A 19,531-nucleotide genomic window follows, 5' to 3' on the forward strand; every position below is an offset into this window, starting at 1 on the left:
GGCCTCGGGAAGACGCGCCAGAAAGGCATCCAATCGAAACGGATCGGGCGCATCGATCGCTTCGCGCAGATCCCGCAGCAGGGCCGCGATCCCGATCTCGGGCAGGCAAGGCGGGTGGATCCGCCCGATCTTGGGATGCGCGGTGGGGCCGGTCTGAGGGCCGGTCATCTGCTCTTCGTGCAGTTTCTCTCCCGGACGCAGGCCAATCTCCACGATCTCGATCTCGCCGTCAGGCGTCGCGGCCTCGCGCAGCCGCAGCCCACGCGCCACAACCATCTGGCGCGCCAGATCGAGCATGCGGATCGGACGCCCCATATCGAGCGCGTAGACGGCACAGCTGTCATCCCACGTACCGCACAGCAAAACGAGCCGCGCCGCCTCGGCGATCGTCATGAAATAGCGTGTCGCGCGGCGGTCTGTCAGCGTCAAAGGTCCGCCCGCCTGGATCTGCTCTTCGAAGAGGGGCACAACCGACCCCGAAGAGCCCAAAACATTGCCGAAACGCACGATCGCGAAGACCGTCCCTCCGGCGCGTGAGGCGAGTTCCTGCACGACCAGCTCGGCCATCCGTTTCGAGGCTCCCATCACCGAGCGCGGCGCGACCGCCTTGTCGGAGGAGATCAGAACGAACCGGGCGACACCCGCATCCAGCGCGGCGCGGGCAAGGCCGGCGGTTGCAAAGACATTGTTGGACAGACCTGCACGTGGATTCTCCTCCACGATGGGAACGTGCTTGTAGGCTGCCGCGTGAAGAACGACATCGATGCTGTGCTGCGTGAAGATCGCGCGCACAAGCAGCGGATCGCCCGCGGATCCCAGCTTTGGAACGAGATGCGCTCCGACCGCTTCGGCCAGCCCGCGCAATTCCGCCTCGGCGTGATAGAGCGCGGGCTCTGACAACTCGAGCATGATCAGCCGGGCCGGACCCGCTGCGAGAATCTGGCGGCACAACTCCCGCCCGATCGAGCCGCCGGCGCCCGAGACGAGAACCGCCTTGCCCGCGTAGTAGCTGTGAATTGGCAGCACCGTATCCTCGAATTCCGCGCGATGCAGAAGCGCCGGAGCGGATACCGGTTCGAGCCGGGCCGCGAGATCGCGATCCTCGATGAACTGCGCGAAGGCAGGCAAGGACTCCACCCGCAACCCCAGCGCCGCGAGCCGTCGCGACAGCGCGTCCCGTCGCGCCCCTGTCAAAGCGGGATCTGCCATGATCACGCGGTCAATATTGAAATCGCGCCGCAACCGATCAGCCTCTGCGGGCTCGAGGATCGGCAATCCGTTGAGCTGTGCGCCGCGCAGCGCCGGACTCTCGTCAAGAAATGCACAGGTAAGCAGACCGGAGCGATCCCTGAGCACATTGGACAGGGCAATGCCAGAAGAGCTCGCACCGTAGATGGCAATGCGAGAGACCACCCTGGAGTGGCGATAGATCCGGGTCGCAAGCCGCAAGAGCAGCGCGCGCTGGCCGATCTGGACAAGAAAATAGAGCAGGCCGAAGAAGACCGGCAGCGCCAGCTCGAGCCGTCCGGTCGTCACGCTCAACACCACCCCCCCGGTGAGAACGAGCGTGAGCGAAAGCAACGCCGCACGACCGAGGCCTTCGCTTGCAAACGCCTTCAGGCGGATGCGCGCAAGCCCGCTCAGATGGCTCATGACACCCGCGGCGAGCACGAGAACTGGCGCGGCGTTGGCAAGGGCCCCGCCGATCTCGGGCTGAAGCGGGCGGAAGAGCAGGATCGTCAACGCGACGAGCGGCGCGACCAAAGCGCTGTCGAGAGCCAGCAAGATCAGCGCCTTACGCGGACGCGGCCACGCGATCAGTTGCTCGAACATACCGAGCTGAGAATGCGCGGCCCTCATGCAATTCCTCCCCGCAGGGTTTGCCAAATCAACATGAGATCGAACCTGCGCGAAGCGCGGCGCAGATAGATCAGGTCAAGCCGCGCCTTCACCGGGACGCAGCGCCGGTCATACAGGTCCTGTGCCTGCGCCGGATCCGAGCAATCGGCCATGATCCGCGCCTCCCGAGCGTGAAAGCGCAAGGTGGCGAGCCCCGTGACGCCGGGAGGCGACACGAGAACCTTCTCATAAAGATCGGGAAAGCGCGCCACGACATCCGGCAAGGGGGGACGGGGGCCGACAAAGCTCATATCGCCGCGCAAGACATTCCATATCTGGGGCAATTCATCAGCGCGTGTGCGCCGGAGAACCCGCCCGAGCGGGGTGATCCGGGCAGCCTTGTGCCCGCCCGAGACGCCATGATCGCCGGGGTCAGGGACCATGGTGCGGAATTTCCACATGCGGAACCGCCGCGAGGGCGATTTCATCCGCTCTTGCACGTGAAACCACGGGCGGCCGTGACACAGGGCGAGGACGACCACAAGCACCGCCATAAGCGGTAGCAGGAGCGGCAGCAAAACGAGAGCGAGGGAAAAATCGAAGAGCCGTTTGCTGAAACGTTGCGCCCGGGTCATGCGAATTCCTCCTTCTGCCGGGGTCGCACCGGAATACCGCCACCGGTCGACCCATGTGGCAGATTATGCACGCCACAGTTGCAAATGCGTTAATTCCCAAGCATATCTCGGACAGGCTCCGGCAAAGGGGCGACACCTGCGCGCAACCCAAGATGCAGGGACAAACTGGGGACGGTACATGCACTTCTCGCTTCGCGGGGCACTTGGCCTTTGCTTCCTTGTCGCGCTCGGAGCGTGCACCTTGCCGCGTGGGGCAGCACTGCAATCCGAGATCGTGACGAAGGCTCGCGATGAAAATGCAAGCTTCGATTACCTGCCCGTCACCCGCACGAGCCTTGCCAAGATCGCGCATTGGCCCGAAGGTCTTCATGCGCGGCCTCAGGGCGCCTGGCCACGCGCGAGCAGGGGAAGTGCGGATCCGCTGATCGCGCCGGGAGACACGGTGCAGCTTACGATCTGGGAGAGCGGCGAGAACAAGCTGCTCAGCCCACCCGAATCTCAGGTCGTGGGGCTGCGTCAGACCAGGGTGAGCGCGGGCGGCACGATCTTCGTCCCCTATCTTGGCACGACCGAAGTGGCGGGCAAGACGCCGACGCAAGCGCGCGCCGATGTGCAGCAGAAGCTCGCCGCCCTGATCCCCGACGCGCAGGTCGAGCTTGACGCGGTGCCCGGACCGGGGCGGACGGTCGCGCTGATCGGAGGGGTCAGGCATCCCGGCAAGGTCGCGCTTGAAAATCGCGACCTGAGCGTGCTCGATCTGCTCTCCGAAGGCGGCGGGCCGGACCCGAAATTCCACAACCCGCAGCTGCGCCTGATCCGGGGCGAAAAAGTCTACCGCGCTTCGCTTGCGACCGTGCTCGACTCGCCCTCCCTCGATACGCGCCTTCTGCCGGGCGACAAGCTCTCGGTCGAGGAGGATGACCGCTATTTCCTCGCGCTTGGCGCGACGGGAAAGGAAACGCTGATCCCTTTCGGGCAGGCGCGGCTGAGCGCGCTCGAGGCGGTCACGCTGGCGGGCGGGCTCTCGGATAACCGCGCCGATCCGAAAGGCTTGATGATCCTGCGCGAATACCCTCGCGCAGCGCTACGCGGCGATCTCGGCCGGGGACCGACGAAAACGAGGGTTATCTTCGCGATCGACCTTACCACTTCGGACGGGCTGTTCTCGGCGCAGAATTTACGCATCGAGCCGCGAGATATCGTGCTGGCGACCGAAAGCCCCGCCGTTCCCGCCCGTACATTCCTGGGGCTGATCGGCTCGTCGGTGGGCGTGGCCAATTCGGTGAGCAACGTCGCGAACTGACCCGGACGCGCTCTCGCATGTGTGACCCGGCCCCCATGCGTCACCATGACACCGATACAATTGCGCTTCTGGACTTCGCCCCGCCGCGGTGATTGGATCGCGCGCGATACGAAGGAGACTGGCATGGCATTCGGCAAGAACATCCGCACCTGGTTCGAGGGCAAGTGGCACGAGGGCGATATCGCGGTGATGCGCGCCGCCGATCACGGCATCTGGCAGGGCAGCTCGGTCTTCGATGGTGCACGGCTGTTCGACGGGCTGGTCCCCGATCTCGAACCGCATTGCGCGCGCACCAATGCCTCGGCCGATGCGCTGATGATCGAGCCGACGATCGAGACCGGGAAAATGGTCGAGATCGCGCGCGAAGGGCTTAAAGCCTATGCCAAGGGCGCGGCGGTCTATATCCGTCCGATGTACTGGGCGATCAACGGCTCCGATCTGGGCGTTGCGCCCGCGCGCGGAGCGACGGGCTTCGCGCTCTGCCTCGAAGAGGTGGCGATGCCCGATCCGTCGAAAGCCACGACACTCACCACGACCCAGTTTCGCCGCCCGGTGATGGCCGATAACGTGACCAATGCGAAGGCGGGCTGCCTTTATCCGAACAACGCCCGGATGCTGGTCGAGGCGCAGCGCAAGGGTTTCGGCAACGCTCTGGTGCAGGACGCGATGGGCAATGTCGCCGAAACCGCGACCGCGAATGTCTGGATGGTGAAGGATGGCGAGTATTTCACCCCCGTCGCCAATGGCACCTTCCTCGCAGGCCTGACCCGCAAGCGTGTGATGGGGCTTTTGCGCGATGCAGGCGAGGTGGTGAACGAGGCGGTGCTGACGCTCGACGATTTCCGCTCGGCCGACGAGGTCTTCCTGACCGGCAACTTCGCGAAGATCACCCCGGTCTCGGCATTCGACGACGTGGGCTACCAGCCCGGCAAGGGCACGCAGCGCGCCCGCGAAGCCTATATGGACTGGGCGCTCGGCTCTCCTCTCTGAGCGTGGTTGCCAAAGCCGCGCCTGCGGGCGATGATCTGCGCCCAAACCCTGCCGGAGGATCCATGCGCAAGTTCCTTGTCGTTCTCGACGATACACGCGAGTGCCTCAACGCGATGCGCTTCGCGGCTATGCGCGCGTCCCATACCGGGGGCGGCGTGATCATCCTCTCCGTGATTCCGCCCGACGAGTACCAGCACTGGATCGGCGTGGCAGAGATCATGCGCGAAGAGGCTCGCGACCGGATCGAAGCGCATTTCGAGGTCTTCGCCAAATGGATGCGCGACCGTCAGGGCGTCGATCCCGAATTGCAGATCCGCGAAGGCGAACCCGTCAACGAGATCCTCGACGTGGTCAACGCAAACCCCGAGATCGGCGTGCTTGTGCTGGGCGCCGGGACTGGCAAGGGCGGTCCCGGACCGCTCGTGACGCAGATGGTGAAACAGGCCGGGACGCTGCCCTGCCCGCTCACCATCGTTCCGGGCGAGATGTCGAAGGAAAAGCTCGAACAGATCACCTGAGCGATGCCGATGCCCTGGACTTATCGCCACGCGCAAAAGGAGTTCGCCTCCTTTCTCTCGGACGCGCGCGAGCGAATGGGTCTCGACTCCGACAACATGACCTATACCGCCGTCGAAGGCGTATTCGTCACCTTCCGCGCGCGGCTCCGCCCTCCCGAGGCTATCGCTTTCGCTGATTGCCTCCCATCGGTGCTGCGCGCCATTTTCGTGTTCAACTGGGATGTGGAGGCTACGCCGCGCCCCTTCGCCAGCCGCTCCGAGATGACACGCGAAGCCCAATCCCTGCGCCCACACCACAACCTGACGCCGGACAATGCGATCGAGGCCACGGCCTTCGCGATTTGGCGCCACGTCGACCACCGCGCCTTCAAAGTCGCCCTTGCACGGATCGGCCCCGAGGCCGAAGCGTTCTGGCGCCCCGAGATCGTCGATCCTGCCGAGATTGCCCCCCGCATCATATGAGCGCACCCGCCGCCCATTACTTGATTAATTCAGTCGGAAGGCGCATATGGGCGGCAAGCCAAGGAGGCACGCGATGTTTATTCAGACCGAGACCACCCCGAACCCCGCGACGCTGAAATTCCTGCCCGGTCAAACCGTGCTGGAAACCGGCACTGCCGATTTCCCGAGCGCCGAGGCCGCCGCCAAATCGCCGCTCGCGACCCGCATCTTCTCGGTGCCGGGCGTGACGGGCGTGTTCTTCGGCTCGGATTTCGTGACCGTGACGAAAGAAGACGCCACCAGCTGGGACCACGCGAAACCCGCGATCCTCGGCGCGATCATGGAGCATTTCCAGTCCGGCGCGCCGGTAATGGAAGGCGAGGCCGGCCCGGCCCATGCCGAGCATGACGGCGAGGACGGCGCGATCGTGGCTCAGATCAAGGAACTGCTCGACACCCGTGTGCGCCCCGCAGTGGCGCAGGATGGCGGCGACATCACCTTCCACGGCTTCGAGCGCGGCGTGGTCTACCTGCACATGCAAGGCGCCTGCGCAGGCTGCCCGTCCTCGACGCTCACGCTGAAGATGGGGATCGAGAACCTGCTGCGGCACTACATCCCCGAGGTTTCCGAGGTCCGTCCGGTCAATGCCTGATCTGGTTCTGGCTTTCGACACATCGGCCGCGCATTGCGCGGCCGCTTTGCTGTCTGGGGAGACGGTGCTGGCCGCCCATGCCGAAGAGATGGGGCGTGGGCAGGCTGAACGCCTGATGCCGATGATCGAGGAGATGCTGGCCGCGCAAGGCGTCGGCTGGCGTGACCTCTCGGCGATCGGCGTGGGTATCGGCCCGGGCAATTTCACCGGTGTGCGCATCGCGGTTTCCGCCGCGCGCGGGCTGGCTCTCAGCCTCAAGATCCCGGCGATCGGGGTGTCCAGCCTCGACGCCATGGCCGAAGGGGCCACACCGCCGTTGCGCGTGCTGCTCGATGCCCGGCGGGACGAGGCCTATGTGCAGGATTTCGGAAGCGGACCGTATGGCGCGCCCGTTCTGATCCCGCGCGCGCAGGCGCTTGCCGAGGCCGATGCTGCGGGGCTTGCCTGCCTCGAAAGCCGGACGCCGACAGAGCTTGCAACCGCCATCGCGCGCATCGCGGCGCGGCGTGCAAACGCCCCGCAACCGCGCCCCGCGCCGCTCTATCTGCGCGCGGCCGATGCGGCCCCTCCCTCCGATCCCCCGCCGAAGATCCTCGACTGATGAAGCGCGAAGCCCTTGCCGCCCTCCACCGGGCCTGTTTCACCACGCCGCGCCCCTGGAGCGAAGAGGAGTTCGCAGAGCTGCTCAAAAGCCCGGGCGTCTTCCTGCTCGAGGAAACGCATGGCTTTCTGCTCGGGCGGGTCATCGCGGGCGAGGCGGAACTTCTGACCCTCGCCGTCGCCCCGGATGCCCGCCGCCGCGGCGTCGGCCGCCGTCTTGTCGATGGCTTTGCCGAGGCTGCCCGCGCACGCGACGCCGTCAACGCTTTCCTGGAGGTCGCCGCCGACAATGCCGGTGCGCGCGCGCTCTACGCTGCGACCGGCTGGACGGAATCGGGGTGCCGCAAGGGCTATTACCGCGCCCCGGACGGTTCCCGGATCGACGCGCTCGTTCTCAATCTGCCTCTTGGTGATCAGACCGCCTGACCAAACAATCAAAATTTCAGGCGGACCCTGCGTCAAACCGATTTTGTTGCTTGACCCCTTCGGCAAGCTCTGCCCAAATCCGAAGGTCTGCGGGTGGCTTCACCCGCCAATAGGCTTATGCAAAAAGCCCCAATGACCGGGAGTGATCCATGACTTTCTTCAAACAGTTTCTCGGCGCAGCCGCCACGCTGGCACTGACCGCAGGCGCGGCGATGGCCGAACCGGCGCTGATCTACGACCTCGGCGGCAAGTTCGACAAGAGCTTCAACGAGGCGGCCTATAACGGCGCCAAGAAATGGGCCGAAGAAACAGGTGGTTCGTACAAGGAACTGGAAATGCAGTCGGAAGCCCAGCGCGAGCAGGCGCTGCGTAAGCTCGCCGAGTCGGGCGCCAATCCGATCGTCATGACCGGCTTTGCCTTCGGCGACACGCTCAACACCGTCGCTCCCGATTACCCCGACACCAAATTCGCAATCATCGACATGGTGGTCGACCAGCCCAACGTCGAGTCGGTCGTCTTCACCGAGGAGCAGGGCTCCTACCTCGTCGGCCTGATGGCCGGCATGGCCTCGAAGACCGGCACCGTTGGCTTTGTCGGCGGCATGGACATCCCACTGATCCGTAAATTCGCCTGCGGCTACGTTCAGGGTGTCAAAGCGGCCAACCCGGACGCGAAAGTCGTCCAGAACATGACCGGCACCACCCCGGCGGCCTGGAACGACCCGGTGAAGGGCGGCGAGATCGCGAAGGCCCAGATCAGCCAGGGCGCAGACGTGATCTATGCGGCCGCCGGCGGCACCGGCATCGGCGTCCTGCAAGCGGCGGCCGATGGCGGCATCCTGTCGATCGGCGTCGATTCCAACCAGAACTACCTGCACCCGGGCCAGGTTCTGACCTCGATGCTCAAGCGCGTCGACAATGCGGTCTATGACGCCTTCAAGGAAGGTGCCGATCTCAAGCCGGGCATCAAGGTCATGAGCCTCGCCGATGACGGCGTGGGCGTGGCGCTCGACGACAACAACAAATCGCTGGTGACCCCTGAGATGCTCGCCGCCGTGGATCAGGCCAAGGCCGACATCATCGCGGGCAAGGTCACGGTGCATGACTACATGTCGGACGACAGCTGCCCGGTGCAGTAATGGTCGACGTACAGGCAAACGAGGCGGGGCGGCAGGCAACTGCCGCCCTTGCCACTCAGGCACCCGCGATCGAGCTGAAAGGCATCTCGAAAGCCTTCGGCACCGTGCAGGCCAACAAGGACATTTCGATCCGGGTCATGCCCGGCACGATCCACGGGATCATCGGCGAGAACGGCGCGGGCAAATCCACGCTGATGTCGATCCTCTACGGCTTCTACAAGGCCGATGCGGGCGAGATCTGGATCAAGGGCCAGCGCACCCAGATCCCCGACAGCCAGGCCGCGATCTCGGCCGGTATCGGCATGGTGTTCCAGCATTTCAAGCTGGTGCAGAATTTCACCGTGCTGGAAAACATCATCCTTGGTGCCGAAGACGGAGCGCTCCTGCGCCCTTCGCTCGCCAAGGCCCGCAAGGAACTCAAGCGCCTCGCCGAGGAATACGAGCTCAATGTCGACCCCGACGAGCTGATCGAAGAGCTTTCCGTCGGCCACCAGCAGCGCGTGGAGATCCTCAAGGCGCTCTACCGGCAGGCCGATATCCTGATCCTCGACGAACCGACCGGCGTTCTGACTCCCGCCGAGGCCGACCACCTATTCCGGATCCTCGACAACCTCCGCAAGGAGGGCAAGACGATCATCCTGATCACCCACAAGCTGCGCGAGATCATGGAGATCACCGACACGGTGAGCGTGATGCGCCGCGGCGAGATGACCGCGACGGTAAAAACCGCCGAGACCTCGCCCGAACAACTCGCCGAGCTGATGGTGGGCCGCAAGGTGCTGCTCAATGTCACCAAGACGCCCGCGCAACCGGGCAAGACGGTGCTGGAAGTCGAAAACCTGCGCGTGGTCGATGAAGACCGGGTCGAGAGGCTCAAGGGCATCAACCTGACGATCCGCGCCGGAGAGATCCTCGGCATCGCGGGTGTGGCGGGCAATGGCCAGTCGGAATTGCTCGAGGTGCTGGGCGGGTTCGCCAAGGGCACCGGCACGATCCGCATCAACGGCGAAGAGATTGACCTGACCGGCAAGCATTCCGACGGGCAGTCGCGCCGCCGCCGGGGCATTTCCCATGTCCCCGAGGACCGCCATCACCTTGGCCTGATCCTCGATTTCGCCGCATGGGAGAACATGATCTTCGGCTATCACAAGGATGCGGCGTATCAGAAGAACGCCTTCATCATGGATAACGCCGGAATCGTGAAGCACACGCAAGAAGCGATGGAGCGCTTCGACGTACGCCCGCCGATCCCGACGCTGCCCGCGAAAAGCTTCTCGGGCGGCAACCAGCAAAAGATCGTGCTGGCGCGCGAGATCGAACGCAGCCCGGCGCTGCTTCTCGTGGGCCAGCCCACGCGCGGCGTCGACATCGGTGCGATCGAGTTCATCCACAAGCGCATCGTGGAGCTGCGCGACGAGGGTGCGGCGATCCTGCTCGTCTCGGTCGAGCTTGACGAGATCCGCTCGCTCTCGGACCGGATCGCGGTGATGTTCGACGGCCAGATCATGGGGGAGCGTCTCCCCGAGGAAACCGACGAGAAGGAACTGGGTCTGATGATGGCCGGGGTGGTGAACTGATGGAAAAGACACCGAAATGGGTCGATGTGGCCCTTATCCCCTTCCTCAACCTTCTGATTGCCTTCGTGATTTCCGGCATCGTGGTGCTGCTGATCGGGGAAGACCCGATCAAGGCGATCAAGGTGATGGTCTCTGGCGCGCTCGGCTCGCCCTATGGCTGGGGTTACACGCTCTATTACGCCACGAACTTCATCTTCACCGGTCTTGCGGTCGCGGTCGCCTATCACGCCAGCCAGTTCAATATCGGCGGCGAGGGACAGGCGACACTGGGCGGTCTTGGTGTGGCGTTGGTCTGCCTCGCCCTGCCCTGGCCGCATTGGTCGGTCGCGCTTGTCGCGGCGATGATCGGCGGCGCGCTTTTCGGCGCGGCTTGGGCTGCCATCCCCGCCTGGCTGCAGGCCAAGCGCGGCAGCCATATCGTGATCACCACGATCATGTTCAACTTCATCGGCGCCTCGCTTCTCAATTACATGCTGGTCAACGTGCTGCGCCCGCGCGGTGCGATGGATCCGGCAACCGCGCGCTTCGCCAGAGAAACCTATCTGCCGACCTTCCATGACCTGCCGGTGATCGGACAGTTCTTCTCGAAATCGGTCCCGGCGAATATCTCCTTCTTCATCGCGCTACTGGCCTGCTGGCTGGTCTGGATCCTGATCTGGCGCACCAAGCTCGGCTTCGAGATCCGCGCCTACGGGCGTTCGGAATCGGCGGCGCGCTATGCCGGGATCTCGCCGGTGAAGGTGATCATGGTGGCGATGCTGATCTCGGGCGGGCTCGCCGGTCTGATGGCGATCAACAACGTGATGGGCCAAGGCCACCGCCTCGTGCTGAACTCGGTCGAGGGGGCGGGCTTCATCGGGATCGCAGTCGCGCTGATGGGGCGCAATCACCCGGTTGGGGTCTTCCTCGCGGCGATCCTGTTCGGCTTCCTCTATCAGGGCGGCGGTGAGCTGGCGCTGGAAACGACGATCCCGCGCGAGCTGATCACCGTGATCCAGGCGCTGGTGATCCTCTTCACAGGGGCGTTCGACAACATGCTGCGCGCGCCGATCGAGAGCTTCTTCGTCGCCCGCGCCAATGCCCGGAAGGAGGCCTGAGATGGATTTCGGAACAATCGTCGAAATTCTCGATAGCGCCGTGCGTCTGGGCACGCCGCTTTTGCTGGCCTGCCTTGCAGGCCTTTTCTCGGAACGTGCGGGCATCTTCGACATCGGGCTCGAGGGGAAGATGCTGATGGCGGCGTTCTTCTCGGGTGCGGTGGCCGCCGTGACGGGCAGCGCCTGGCTCGGGCTTCTGGCCGGCGTCGGAGGTTCGATGAGCCTTGCGATGGTGCACGGGCTCGCCTCGATCACCTTCCGCGGCAATCAGCTGATCTCGGGGGTCGCAGTGAACTTCCTCGCCTCGGGTTTCACGGTGCTGATCGCGCAAAGCTGGTTCCAGCAGGGCGGACGCACACCGCAGCTTTCGGGCCATGCCCGGTTCGAGCCGATCACCCTGCCCGGTGCGAGCGCCGTGAAGGATGTGCCGGTCATCGGGCCGCTTTATTCCAACCTGATCTCGGGCCATACGATCCTGGTCTATGTCGCCTTCGCAATGGTGCCGCTGACCTGGTGGGTGCTGTTCCGGACGCGCTTCGGCCTGCGCCTGCGCGCGGTGGGCGAGAACCCGGAATCGGTCGATACCGCCGGGGTCTCGGTGATCCGCCTGCGCTATACCGCCGTGGCGATCACCGGTGTTCTGGCGGGGCTCGCAGGAACCTATCTCGCGACCGGTCTCGCGGCGGGCTTCGTGAAAGAGATGACGGCGGGCCGCGGCTATATTGCGCTGGCCGCCCTGATCTTCGCGAAATGGCGCCCGGTTCCGGCGCTGGGAGCGACGATGCTCTTTGGCCTGCTGGAAGCGATCTCGAACCGCTATCCGAATATCGACCTCGGAGTCGTGACCCTGCCGATCCAGTTCATGCAGGCGGTGCCCTATATCCTGACCGTGGTCATCCTTGCCGGTTTCATCGGCAAGGCGATCCCGCCGCGCGCCGGAGGACAGCCCTATGTCAAAGAGCGTTGAGCTTGCCGCCCTCCTCCGTGAACGCGCGGGAAGCGAGCCCCCGCGTCTCGGCCTGATCCTCGGCTCCGGTCTCGGCCATCTGGCCGAGCAAGTCGAAGGCGTCGCGATCCCCTACACGGAGCTTCCGGGTTTCCCGGATGCGGGCGTATCGGGGCATAACCCGAAGCTGGTGATCGGTACGCTGGAAGGCGTCCGTGTCGCAGTCTTCGGCGGCCGGGTTCACTATTACGAGCACGGCAACCCCGCCGAGATGCGCCTGCCGCTGGAAATCCTAAAGGAGCTTGGCTGCGAGAGCCTGCTCCTGACGAACGCGGCGGGAAGTCTGCGCGAGGATATCCGCCCCGGCGGGCTGATGATGCTGAACGATCACATCAATTTTTCGGGAAACAACCCGCTGATCGGCGAGCCCTCGGATGCGCGCTTCGTGCCGTTGACCGAGGCGCATGACCCTGACATCCGCGCCGCCCTGAAAGCCGCCGCAGAGGCCGAGGGGATCGAGCTTCCGGAGGGCGTCTACTGCTGGTTCTCCGGCCCCACTTTCGAGACCCCGGCCGAGATCCGCGCCGCCAAGATCTTCGGGGCCGATGCGGTGGGCATGTCCACCGTGCCGGAAGTGATCCTCGCGCGCTTCCTCGGGCTGCGCGTGGCGGCCATCTCGGTGATCACGAATATGGGGGCAGGCATGGCCGACGAAAACATCAGCCACGAGCAGACAAAGGCAATCGCGCCGATGGGGGCCGCCAAGCTTGAACGGGTGCTCCGACGATATCTGCAACAGTTGTAAACTCGCGCGCATACGCGGGTTTGACTCCGAAGGCCCTTGCGGGCAAAGACGTTGCAACCTCCTCAGCCGGTGCGGCCCATGCAGATCTACCTGCCCATCGCCGAAGTCTCGGTCAACATGTTCACCCTTCTGGGGCTTGGCGGCATTGTCGGGCTTTTGTCGGGGCTCTTCGGCGTGGGCGGCGGCTTCCTGATCACGCCGCTTCTGTTCTTCATAGGTATCCCGCCCTCGGTGGCGGTGGCGACGGGCGCGAACCAGGTGGTGGCCTCGTCCGTCTCGGGCGTTCTGGCCCAGCTCAAACGCAAGGCGGTCGACATTCCGATGGGGCTGGTGCTGCTGGTGGGCGGCATCCTCGGCTCGGCAGGCGGTATCTGGGTGTTCAACCTGCTTACCCAGCTCGGCCAGATCGACCTCGCGGTGCAGCTTTGCTACGTCGTCTTCCTCGGCCTGATCGGCCTCTTGATGCTGCAAGAAGCAGTCCGCACGCTGCAAAAGCAAAGAAAAGGCACCAGCGTGCGCAAGAAACGCGTGCAGCATACCTGGGTGCACAAACTGCCCTTCAAGCTCAAGTTCCGCGCCTCGGGGCTCTATATCTCGGTGATCCCGCCACTTCTGGTAGGTATCTCGGTCGGCGTTCTCGCGGCGATCATGGGCGTGGGCGGCGGCTTCATCATGGTTCCGGCCATGATCTACCTGCTGAACATGCCGACCAAGGTCGTGATCGGCACCTCGCTGTTCCAGATCCTGTTCGTGTCGGCCTTCACGACCCTCATGCACGCGATCACCAACCAGACGGTCGACGTGATGCTCGCGCTGCTCCTGATCGTCGGCGGCGTGGTGGGCGCGCAGATCGGCTCGCGGCTGGGCGCTCGGCTCAAGGCCGAGCAATTGCGCATCCTTCTGGCGCTCCTGGTGATCATCGTCGCGGCCAAGCTGGGCCTCGACCTGATCCTGCGCCCCTCGGACCTGTTCTCGATCACCACGGGAGGGGAAGGATGATCCGCGCCACGCTTCTTTCCCTCGCATTCGCGGCGACCGCCCTGCCCACCTTGGCGCAGGAGGCCCCCACCCCCGCGCCCGCGCCCGCCCCCGCGACGCCCGCCCCCGCGCCCGAACAAATCGTCGCCGGTCTCAGCCGCGACAACATCGGCATCACCACCTCCTTTGACGGCTCGCAGATCCTCATCTACGGCGCCGTCAAGCGTGAAGCACCCGAACCGGACGATGAAAAACTCGCGGTGATCGTCACCCTCGAAGGCCCGCTCGGTCCGGTCACGATCCGCCGCAAGTCACGCGAGTTCGGCATCTGGGTAAACACCGCTTCGGTTGGCGTCGCCGCCGCACCCAGCTATTACGCCGTTGCCACCTCCGGCCCGATGGATGAGATCCTCCCCCCCCGCGTAGACACGCAGCAACGCATTTCGATCCCGCTCGCGATGCGCGCTTTCTCCGGCCCGCTCGAGGTCGAGGACAGCAAGCCCTTCACCGAGGCCCTGCTGCGCATTCGAGAGCGCCAGGGGCTCTACGAGATGGAAACGGGCGGGGTGCATATCGTCGACAACACGCTCTTCCGAGCGGATTTCGATCTGCCTGCGAACCTCACCGAGGGCGACTACAAGACCCGCATCTTCCTGTTGCGCGGCGGCAAGCTCGTGGACCAGTATCAATCCGCAATCGAGGTGCGCAAGGTCGGGCTCGAACGCTGGCTCTACACGCTGGCGCATCAGCAAGCGGCCCTCTACGGGCTCTTGTCGCTCGCGCTCGCCGTCTTTGCCGGTTGGGCCGCCGCCGCGATCTTCCGCTTCGTGCGCTAACCGCGCCCGACGAAGGGCATCCCGCTCGCCATCACCGTCATGTTGAGCACATTCGCCTCGAGCGGCAGCGACGCCATGTGCAGGACCGAGCGCGCCACATCACCCACATCCATCGTCGGCTCCGCGGTCTTGGTGGCTGCCGCATCGATATTCGCCAAAAGCCCCGTGCGCGCATTGCCGACGTCGATCTGTCCGCAGGCGATGTCGAACTCGCGCCCATCAAGCGCGATCTGCTTCGTCATTCCGTTGATCGCGTGTTTCGTGACGGTATAGGCGAGCGATTTCGCACGCGGCACCTGACCCGAGATCGACCCGTTATTGATGATCCGCCCGCCGCGCGGGCTCTGTCCCCGCATCTGCCCGAAGGCAGCCCGGGCACACAGGAACATCCCCGTCAGGTTCACCGCGATACACGCGTCCCAATCGGCCATCTTGACCTCGTCGGGCAAGACAGCCGGCGGGAACATCCCCGCATTGTTGAAGAGCACATCGATGCGCCCGAACCGCGCTACCACCTGCGCGAACGCCCGACCGACCGCCGCCTCATCACTCACATCGCAGGCCACGGCCAGTCCGTCGCCCTGCGCGGCAACCTCGGCCAGCTTGTCCTCGGAGCGCGCCAGGCAGGCCACCTGCCACCCGTCAGCCAAGGCCTTCTCGGCCACGGCCCGCCCGATCCCGGCGCTCGCCCCGGTCACAACCATCACACCCATCGCAGTCCTCCCTTCCTCTTGGCCCAAATATCCCCGCCGGAGGCTCCTGCCCTACCCGTCCTGCGGCTCGGCCTGCAATTCCAGCTTTCCGCCGCCACGCGGCAGATCGTCGATCGACAGCGGCGCCGAGGGGCGCGCCAGCCGCGCCCGCACCACCCAGAGCAGGCGATGTTGCGCCCGGGTAATCGCCACGTAAGCCAGCCGCTTCCACAGCGGAATGCCCGCCTCGACGCGGCCCGCCCGCGCTGCGGCATAGATATCCGGCGCGAAGACCTGCACATCTTCCCATTGGGACCCTTGCGCCTTGTGGATCGTCACCGCCGCGCCATGCAGGAAGGTCGCTCCCATCCGCGCGGCGAAGGGGATGAACGGCTCCTCCTCGTCCGGCATCTCGATCTTCACGATCGAGGCCGCAGACAGGCGCGGATCCTCCGCCCCCATCACATGCAGCCGCGAGAAACCGGGCTTCTTGCCGGGGCCGAGATAGATCACCTGCGCGCCCTTGATCAGCCCGCGCGCCTCCAGGTCGATCCGCTTCTTGCGATGCTTCACCGGCAGCTCGATCCCGTCGCAGATCAGAGGCTCGCCCGGCAGCATCATGTCGGCCGGCGCGGAATGCGCTGCGCGAAACGCATGGATCAGCCGGATCCGCGTCGCGTTGCGCCAGACCAGCACAGGCGAGCGCGCCATCAGGTCGCTCTCCACCCGCTCGGCCCAGACGACGCGGTCATCCTTTGCCGCCGCCTTCTCGATCTCGCGCTCGAACTGCTCGAAGGTCAGAGATTCATCGCCCAGCATATGCGCCAGATCGAGGATCGGGTTGTCCTCGGCCTGCCGGTGGATCCGGTGCAGGATATGCTTTCGACTGTCGGGCAGGCGCTCGAAGACCATCTCCCCCGACTGGTTGACGGGCGCCAGCTGTGCCGGATCGCCGAACAGCACGAGCGTCGGGAAGATCTCGCGCAGATCGTCGAACTGGCGCTCGTCGAGCATCGAAGCCTCGTCGACAAACCCGATATCGAGCGGGTCTTCGCGCCGCTTCCAGCCATTGATGAAATCCGAACCCCGCAGCCCTGCCGAGGCCAGCGCCGCCGGGATCGACTTGTGAAGATCGTAGAACGCCTTGGCGCGGTCTAAAGCTTCCTCGGTCAGCCCCATCTCGCTCAGCAGATCGGGCTTGGGCCGCTCGCCCTGCCCCGTCAGCCATTCCGCGATCCGTTCATATTCCGGATCGTAAACAGGCGTGTAAAGAATGCGGTGAATGGTCGTCGCCGGCACCCCGCGCGAGCGCAACACGCTCGCCGCCTTGTTCGTGGGTGCGAGGATCGCCAACGTGCGCCGCTCCTTGCGCCGCTTGCCCTCGAAATCACCCGAGACCAGATCAACCCCGGCGGCTTCGAGCGCCTTGTAAAGCTCGGCCAGCAGAAGCGTCTTGCCCGAGCCCGCCTTGCCGATCACCGAAAGCACGCGATTGCCGCCGCCGTCCGGCGAAAGCGAGCCTTCGAGAATATCGACGCCCGCCGCCTCCAAAGCCTCGGCCACGGCATCCCAGGCCTCGGCCTGATCATCGGAAAACTGGATCGCTGGGGTCGTCATGGCGCGACCTTACCTGCGCGCCTTGGGAGGCGGAAGAGCGAAAGGCCGAGGCTTCGCGCCGCTTGCAGCTTCGAGAGCCTCCGGCGGGGATATTTAGGACCAAATCGAAGGATGGTTTTCGATTTGGCCCAAATATCCCGGGGGTCCGGGGGCAGCGCCCCCGGCGGCGTTCAGGCAGCTTTTTCCGCCGGGGTGGCGAGCGCCACGATATCCATCATGATCCGGTTCAGCTCGAAATCCTTGGGGGTATAGACGCGCGCCACGCCGAATCCCTTGAGCTTGACCGCGTCTTCGTCGGGGATGATCCCGCCGACGACCACGGGGACATGGTCAAGGCCAGCCGCGCGCATCCGCTCCATCAGCTCCTCGACCAGAGGGATATGCGAGCCCGAGAGGATCGACAGGCCCACCACATGCGCTTCGTCCTCGATGGCTTTCGCGACGATCTGTTCGGGCGTCAGGCGGATGCCGTCATAGGTGATGTCCATCCCGCAATCGCGGGCGCGGAAGGCGATCTGTTCGGCGCCGTTGGAATGGCCATCTAGCCCCGGCTTGCCGACGAGGAATTTCAGGCGGCGACCAAGCTGGGTGCTGACCGCATCGACGGCCTCGCGGATGTCTTCGAGACCTTCGGTCTGGTTCGAGGGCGAACGCGAGACGCCCGTGGGGCCGCGATACTCGCCATGAACGGCACGCATCACGCCGGCCCATTCGCCGGTTGTGGCACCCGCCTTGGCGGCGGCAATCGAGGCGTCCATGATGTTCTTGCCCGCCTTCGCGTCCGCCTTGAGCTGCGCGAGAGCGACCTGCACTGCGGCCTCGTCACGCTCGGCGCGCCAGGCATTGAGGCGCTCGATCTGCTCCTGCTCCACCGCCGGATCGACGACCATGATGCCGCCGTCGCCTGCGGTCAGCGGCGAGGGCTCGCCCTGCTGCCAGCGATTCACGCCGACGACGATGGTTTCCTCGGCCTCGATACGGTTGATCCGGGCGGCATTCGATTCCACCAGACGCGATTTCATGTAGTCGATCGCGGCAATCGCGCCGCCCATCGAGTCGAGCGTTTCCAGCTCGGCGCGCGCGCCATCCTTCAGCGCCTCGACCTTCGCGGTCACGGCCGGGTTGCCATCGAACAGATCGCCATATTCGAGAAGGTCGGTCTCATAGGCCATGATCTGCTGCATCCGCAGCGACCATTGCTGATCCCACGGGCGCGGCAGGCCGAGCGCCTCGTTCCAGGCGGGCAGCTGTACCGCGCGGGCGCGGGCGTTCTTCGAGAGCGTCACGGCCAGCATCTCGATCAGGATGCGGTAGACATTGTTTTCGGGCTGCTGCTCGGTCAGGCCGAGCGAGTTCACCTGCACGCCATAGCGGAAACGGCGAAATTTCTCTTCTTCGATGCCATAGCGCTCGCGGGTGATCTCGTCCCAGAGCTCGGTGAAGGCGCGCATCTTGCACATCTCGGTCACGAAGCGGATGCCCGCGTTCACGAAGAAGGAGATCCGCCCCACCATCGCGGGGAACTGATCGGCGGGGACCTTGGTCTTCAGATCGTCGAGCACGGCAATTGCGGTCGCGAGCGCGAAGGCCAGCTCCTGCTCGGGCGTCGCACCAGCCTCTTGCAGGTGGTAGGAACACACGTTCATCGGGTTCCATTTCGGAAGATGCTCACGCGTATAGGCGGCGACATCGGTGATCATCGCGAGCGAGGGCTTGGGCGGGCAGATATAGGTGCCGCGGCTCAGATATTCCTTCACCAGATCATTCTGCACCGTGCCTTGCAGTTTCGAGATATCCGCGCCCTGCTCCTCGGCCACCGCGATATAGAGCGACAGAAGCCAGGGCGCGGTCGCGTTGATCGTCATCGAGGTGTTCATCTGCTCGAGCGGGATTTGATCGAAAAGCGCGCGCATGTCGCCCAGATGGCAGACCGGCACGCCGACCTTGCCCACTTCGCCACGTGACAGCGTATGGTCGCTGTCATAGCCGGTCTGGGTGGGCAGATCGAAGGCGACCGAAAGACCGGTCTGACCTTTCGAGAGGTTCGTGCGATAGAGCTCGTTCGATTTCTTCGCCGTGGAGTGGCCCGCATAGGTGCGGAAAAGCCAGGGACGGTCTTTGGCGGGCATCGTGTCGGTCATGGCGGCCTCCATCGGCTTGCGAATCTCGTTTGCGCAATATTGTTGCGCGCTGACACGGTTTAAATTGAAGTTTGTGATCCTGTCAATTCGCTGCGATGCGGCGATAGGTATGAAAATCGTCTCTGCCGCGGCATCCCGTCAGTCTTTGGCGAGTAGCTCAGGAAGTTGGTCGCGGGAATTGAGCCGGGTGGAGTGCCCGGAAAGCCGCCACGCGCGCGCCCGCGCGCGAAGCGTTCATGTCTCCATCTCGGCTGCAATTGCATCGCGGTCGGGGCCGTCCGGGACCAGTTCGAGCAGCG

Annotated in this window: 18 protein-coding genes and 1 pseudogene; 14 read left to right on the plus strand and 5 right to left on the minus strand. The window is 64.7% G+C overall.

What is annotated here, in order from left to right; genetic code table 11:
* Positions 1-129: 129 nt before the first annotated feature.
* Positions 130-1,860: pseudogene (locus tag BMG00_RS17905) on the minus strand (polysaccharide biosynthesis protein); the annotation flags it as partial.
* Complete coding sequence (locus BMG00_RS07115; protein ID WP_078525861.1) at positions 1,857-2,474, minus strand: sugar transferase; 618 nt, start codon at positions 2,472-2,474, stop codon at positions 1,857-1,859. The gene BMG00_RS07115 and the pseudogene BMG00_RS17905, both read right to left, overlap by 4 nt.
* A 178-nt stretch (positions 2,475-2,652) precedes the next feature.
* Between BMG00_RS07115 and BMG00_RS07120 the strand changes: the two genes are divergently transcribed.
* The 14 genes from BMG00_RS07120 to BMG00_RS07185 all read left to right on the plus strand — a co-directional run bounded on the left by BMG00_RS07120 (position 2,653) and on the right by BMG00_RS07185 (position 14,782).
* Entirely contained in the window at positions 2,653-3,777 is a 1,125-nt protein-coding gene (locus BMG00_RS07120) for a polysaccharide biosynthesis/export family protein (RefSeq protein ID WP_158521693.1), read from the plus strand.
* A 123-nt stretch (positions 3,778-3,900) separates the two neighbouring features.
* Positions 3,901-4,767 (plus strand): branched-chain amino acid aminotransferase, encoded by an 867-nt coding sequence (locus BMG00_RS07125; protein WP_078525865.1) that lies wholly within the window; start codon positions 3,901-3,903, stop codon positions 4,765-4,767.
* Between the two features lie 62 nt (positions 4,768-4,829).
* Positions 4,830-5,285 (plus strand): universal stress protein, encoded by a 456-nt coding sequence (locus BMG00_RS07130; protein ID WP_078525867.1) that lies wholly within the window; start codon positions 4,830-4,832, stop codon positions 5,283-5,285.
* Between the two features lie 9 nt (positions 5,286-5,294).
* Positions 5,295-5,747: a DUF2267 domain-containing protein gene (locus BMG00_RS07135; protein WP_245794961.1), complete on the plus strand. Its 453-nt coding sequence runs from the start codon at positions 5,295-5,297 to the stop codon at positions 5,745-5,747.
* Positions 5,748-5,820: 73 nt separating this feature from the next.
* Positions 5,821-6,378 (plus strand): NifU family protein, encoded by a 558-nt coding sequence (locus tag BMG00_RS07140; RefSeq protein WP_078525871.1) that lies wholly within the window; start codon positions 5,821-5,823, stop codon positions 6,376-6,378.
* On the plus strand, positions 6,371-6,979 hold the full coding sequence (gene tsaB, locus BMG00_RS07145) for a tRNA (adenosine(37)-N6)-threonylcarbamoyltransferase complex dimerization subunit type 1 TsaB (RefSeq protein ID WP_078573766.1): 609 nt from the start codon (positions 6,371-6,373) through the stop codon (positions 6,977-6,979). Before BMG00_RS07140 ends, tsaB begins: the two co-directional genes overlap by 8 nt.
* Positions 6,979-7,404 (plus strand): GNAT family N-acetyltransferase, encoded by a 426-nt coding sequence (locus BMG00_RS07150; RefSeq protein WP_078573767.1) that lies wholly within the window; start codon positions 6,979-6,981, stop codon positions 7,402-7,404. Before tsaB ends, BMG00_RS07150 begins: the two co-directional genes overlap by 1 nt.
* Before the next feature lie 149 nt (positions 7,405-7,553).
* Positions 7,554-8,543 carry a BMP family lipoprotein gene (locus tag BMG00_RS07155; RefSeq protein ID WP_078525878.1) on the plus strand — a complete coding sequence of 330 codons (990 nt, stop codon included), beginning with the start codon at positions 7,554-7,556 and terminating at the stop codon, positions 8,541-8,543.
* Complete coding sequence (locus BMG00_RS07160) at positions 8,543-10,120, plus strand: ABC transporter ATP-binding protein (RefSeq protein ID WP_078525880.1); 1,578 nt, start codon at positions 8,543-8,545, stop codon at positions 10,118-10,120. Before BMG00_RS07155 ends, BMG00_RS07160 begins: the two co-directional genes overlap by 1 nt.
* The gene (locus BMG00_RS07165) at positions 10,120-11,217 is read left to right on the plus strand and encodes an ABC transporter permease (RefSeq protein ID WP_078525882.1); all 1,098 of its coding nucleotides are present in this window, start codon (positions 10,120-10,122) and stop codon (positions 11,215-11,217) included. The genes BMG00_RS07160 and BMG00_RS07165 overlap by 1 nt, the downstream gene beginning before the upstream one ends.
* A 1-nt stretch (position 11,218) precedes the next feature.
* The gene (locus BMG00_RS07170) at positions 11,219-12,184 is read left to right on the plus strand and encodes an ABC transporter permease (protein ID WP_078573768.1); all 966 of its coding nucleotides are present in this window, start codon (positions 11,219-11,221) and stop codon (positions 12,182-12,184) included.
* A complete protein-coding gene (locus BMG00_RS07175; RefSeq protein WP_078573769.1) occupies positions 12,168-12,968 on the plus strand; it encodes a purine-nucleoside phosphorylase in 801 nt (266 codons plus the stop codon). The genes BMG00_RS07170 and BMG00_RS07175 overlap by 17 nt, the downstream gene beginning before the upstream one ends.
* 78 nt (positions 12,969-13,046) lie before the next feature.
* Positions 13,047-13,967, plus strand: coding sequence for a sulfite exporter TauE/SafE family protein (locus tag BMG00_RS07180; RefSeq protein WP_078525891.1), 921 nt, complete (start codon positions 13,047-13,049; stop codon positions 13,965-13,967).
* Complete coding sequence (locus tag BMG00_RS07185; RefSeq protein WP_078525894.1) at positions 13,964-14,782, plus strand: TIGR02186 family protein; 819 nt, start codon at positions 13,964-13,966, stop codon at positions 14,780-14,782. The genes BMG00_RS07180 and BMG00_RS07185 overlap by 4 nt, the downstream gene beginning before the upstream one ends.
* Here the strand turns inward: BMG00_RS07185 and BMG00_RS07190 are convergent.
* From BMG00_RS07190 to BMG00_RS07200, 3 genes are all read right to left on the minus strand, one after another.
* Positions 14,779-15,495 (minus strand): SDR family oxidoreductase, encoded by a 717-nt coding sequence (locus BMG00_RS07190; RefSeq protein ID WP_078525897.1) that lies wholly within the window; start codon positions 15,493-15,495, stop codon positions 14,779-14,781. The genes BMG00_RS07185 and BMG00_RS07190 overlap by 4 nt on opposite strands.
* A gap of 51 nt (positions 15,496-15,546) precedes the next feature.
* Positions 15,547-17,091, minus strand: coding sequence for an ATP-dependent DNA helicase (locus BMG00_RS07195; RefSeq protein ID WP_078573770.1), 1,545 nt, complete (start codon positions 17,089-17,091; stop codon positions 15,547-15,549).
* 170 nt (positions 17,092-17,261) lie between these two features.
* Complete coding sequence (locus tag BMG00_RS07200; protein ID WP_078573771.1) at positions 17,262-19,244, minus strand: protein meaA; 1,983 nt, start codon at positions 19,242-19,244, stop codon at positions 17,262-17,264.
* Between the last annotated feature and the right edge of the window lie 287 nt (positions 19,245-19,531).

Origin of the sequence: Thioclava marina, from assembly GCF_002020135.1 — a bacterium.
Taxonomy (GTDB): Bacteria; Pseudomonadota; Alphaproteobacteria; order Rhodobacterales; family Rhodobacteraceae; genus Thioclava; species Thioclava marina.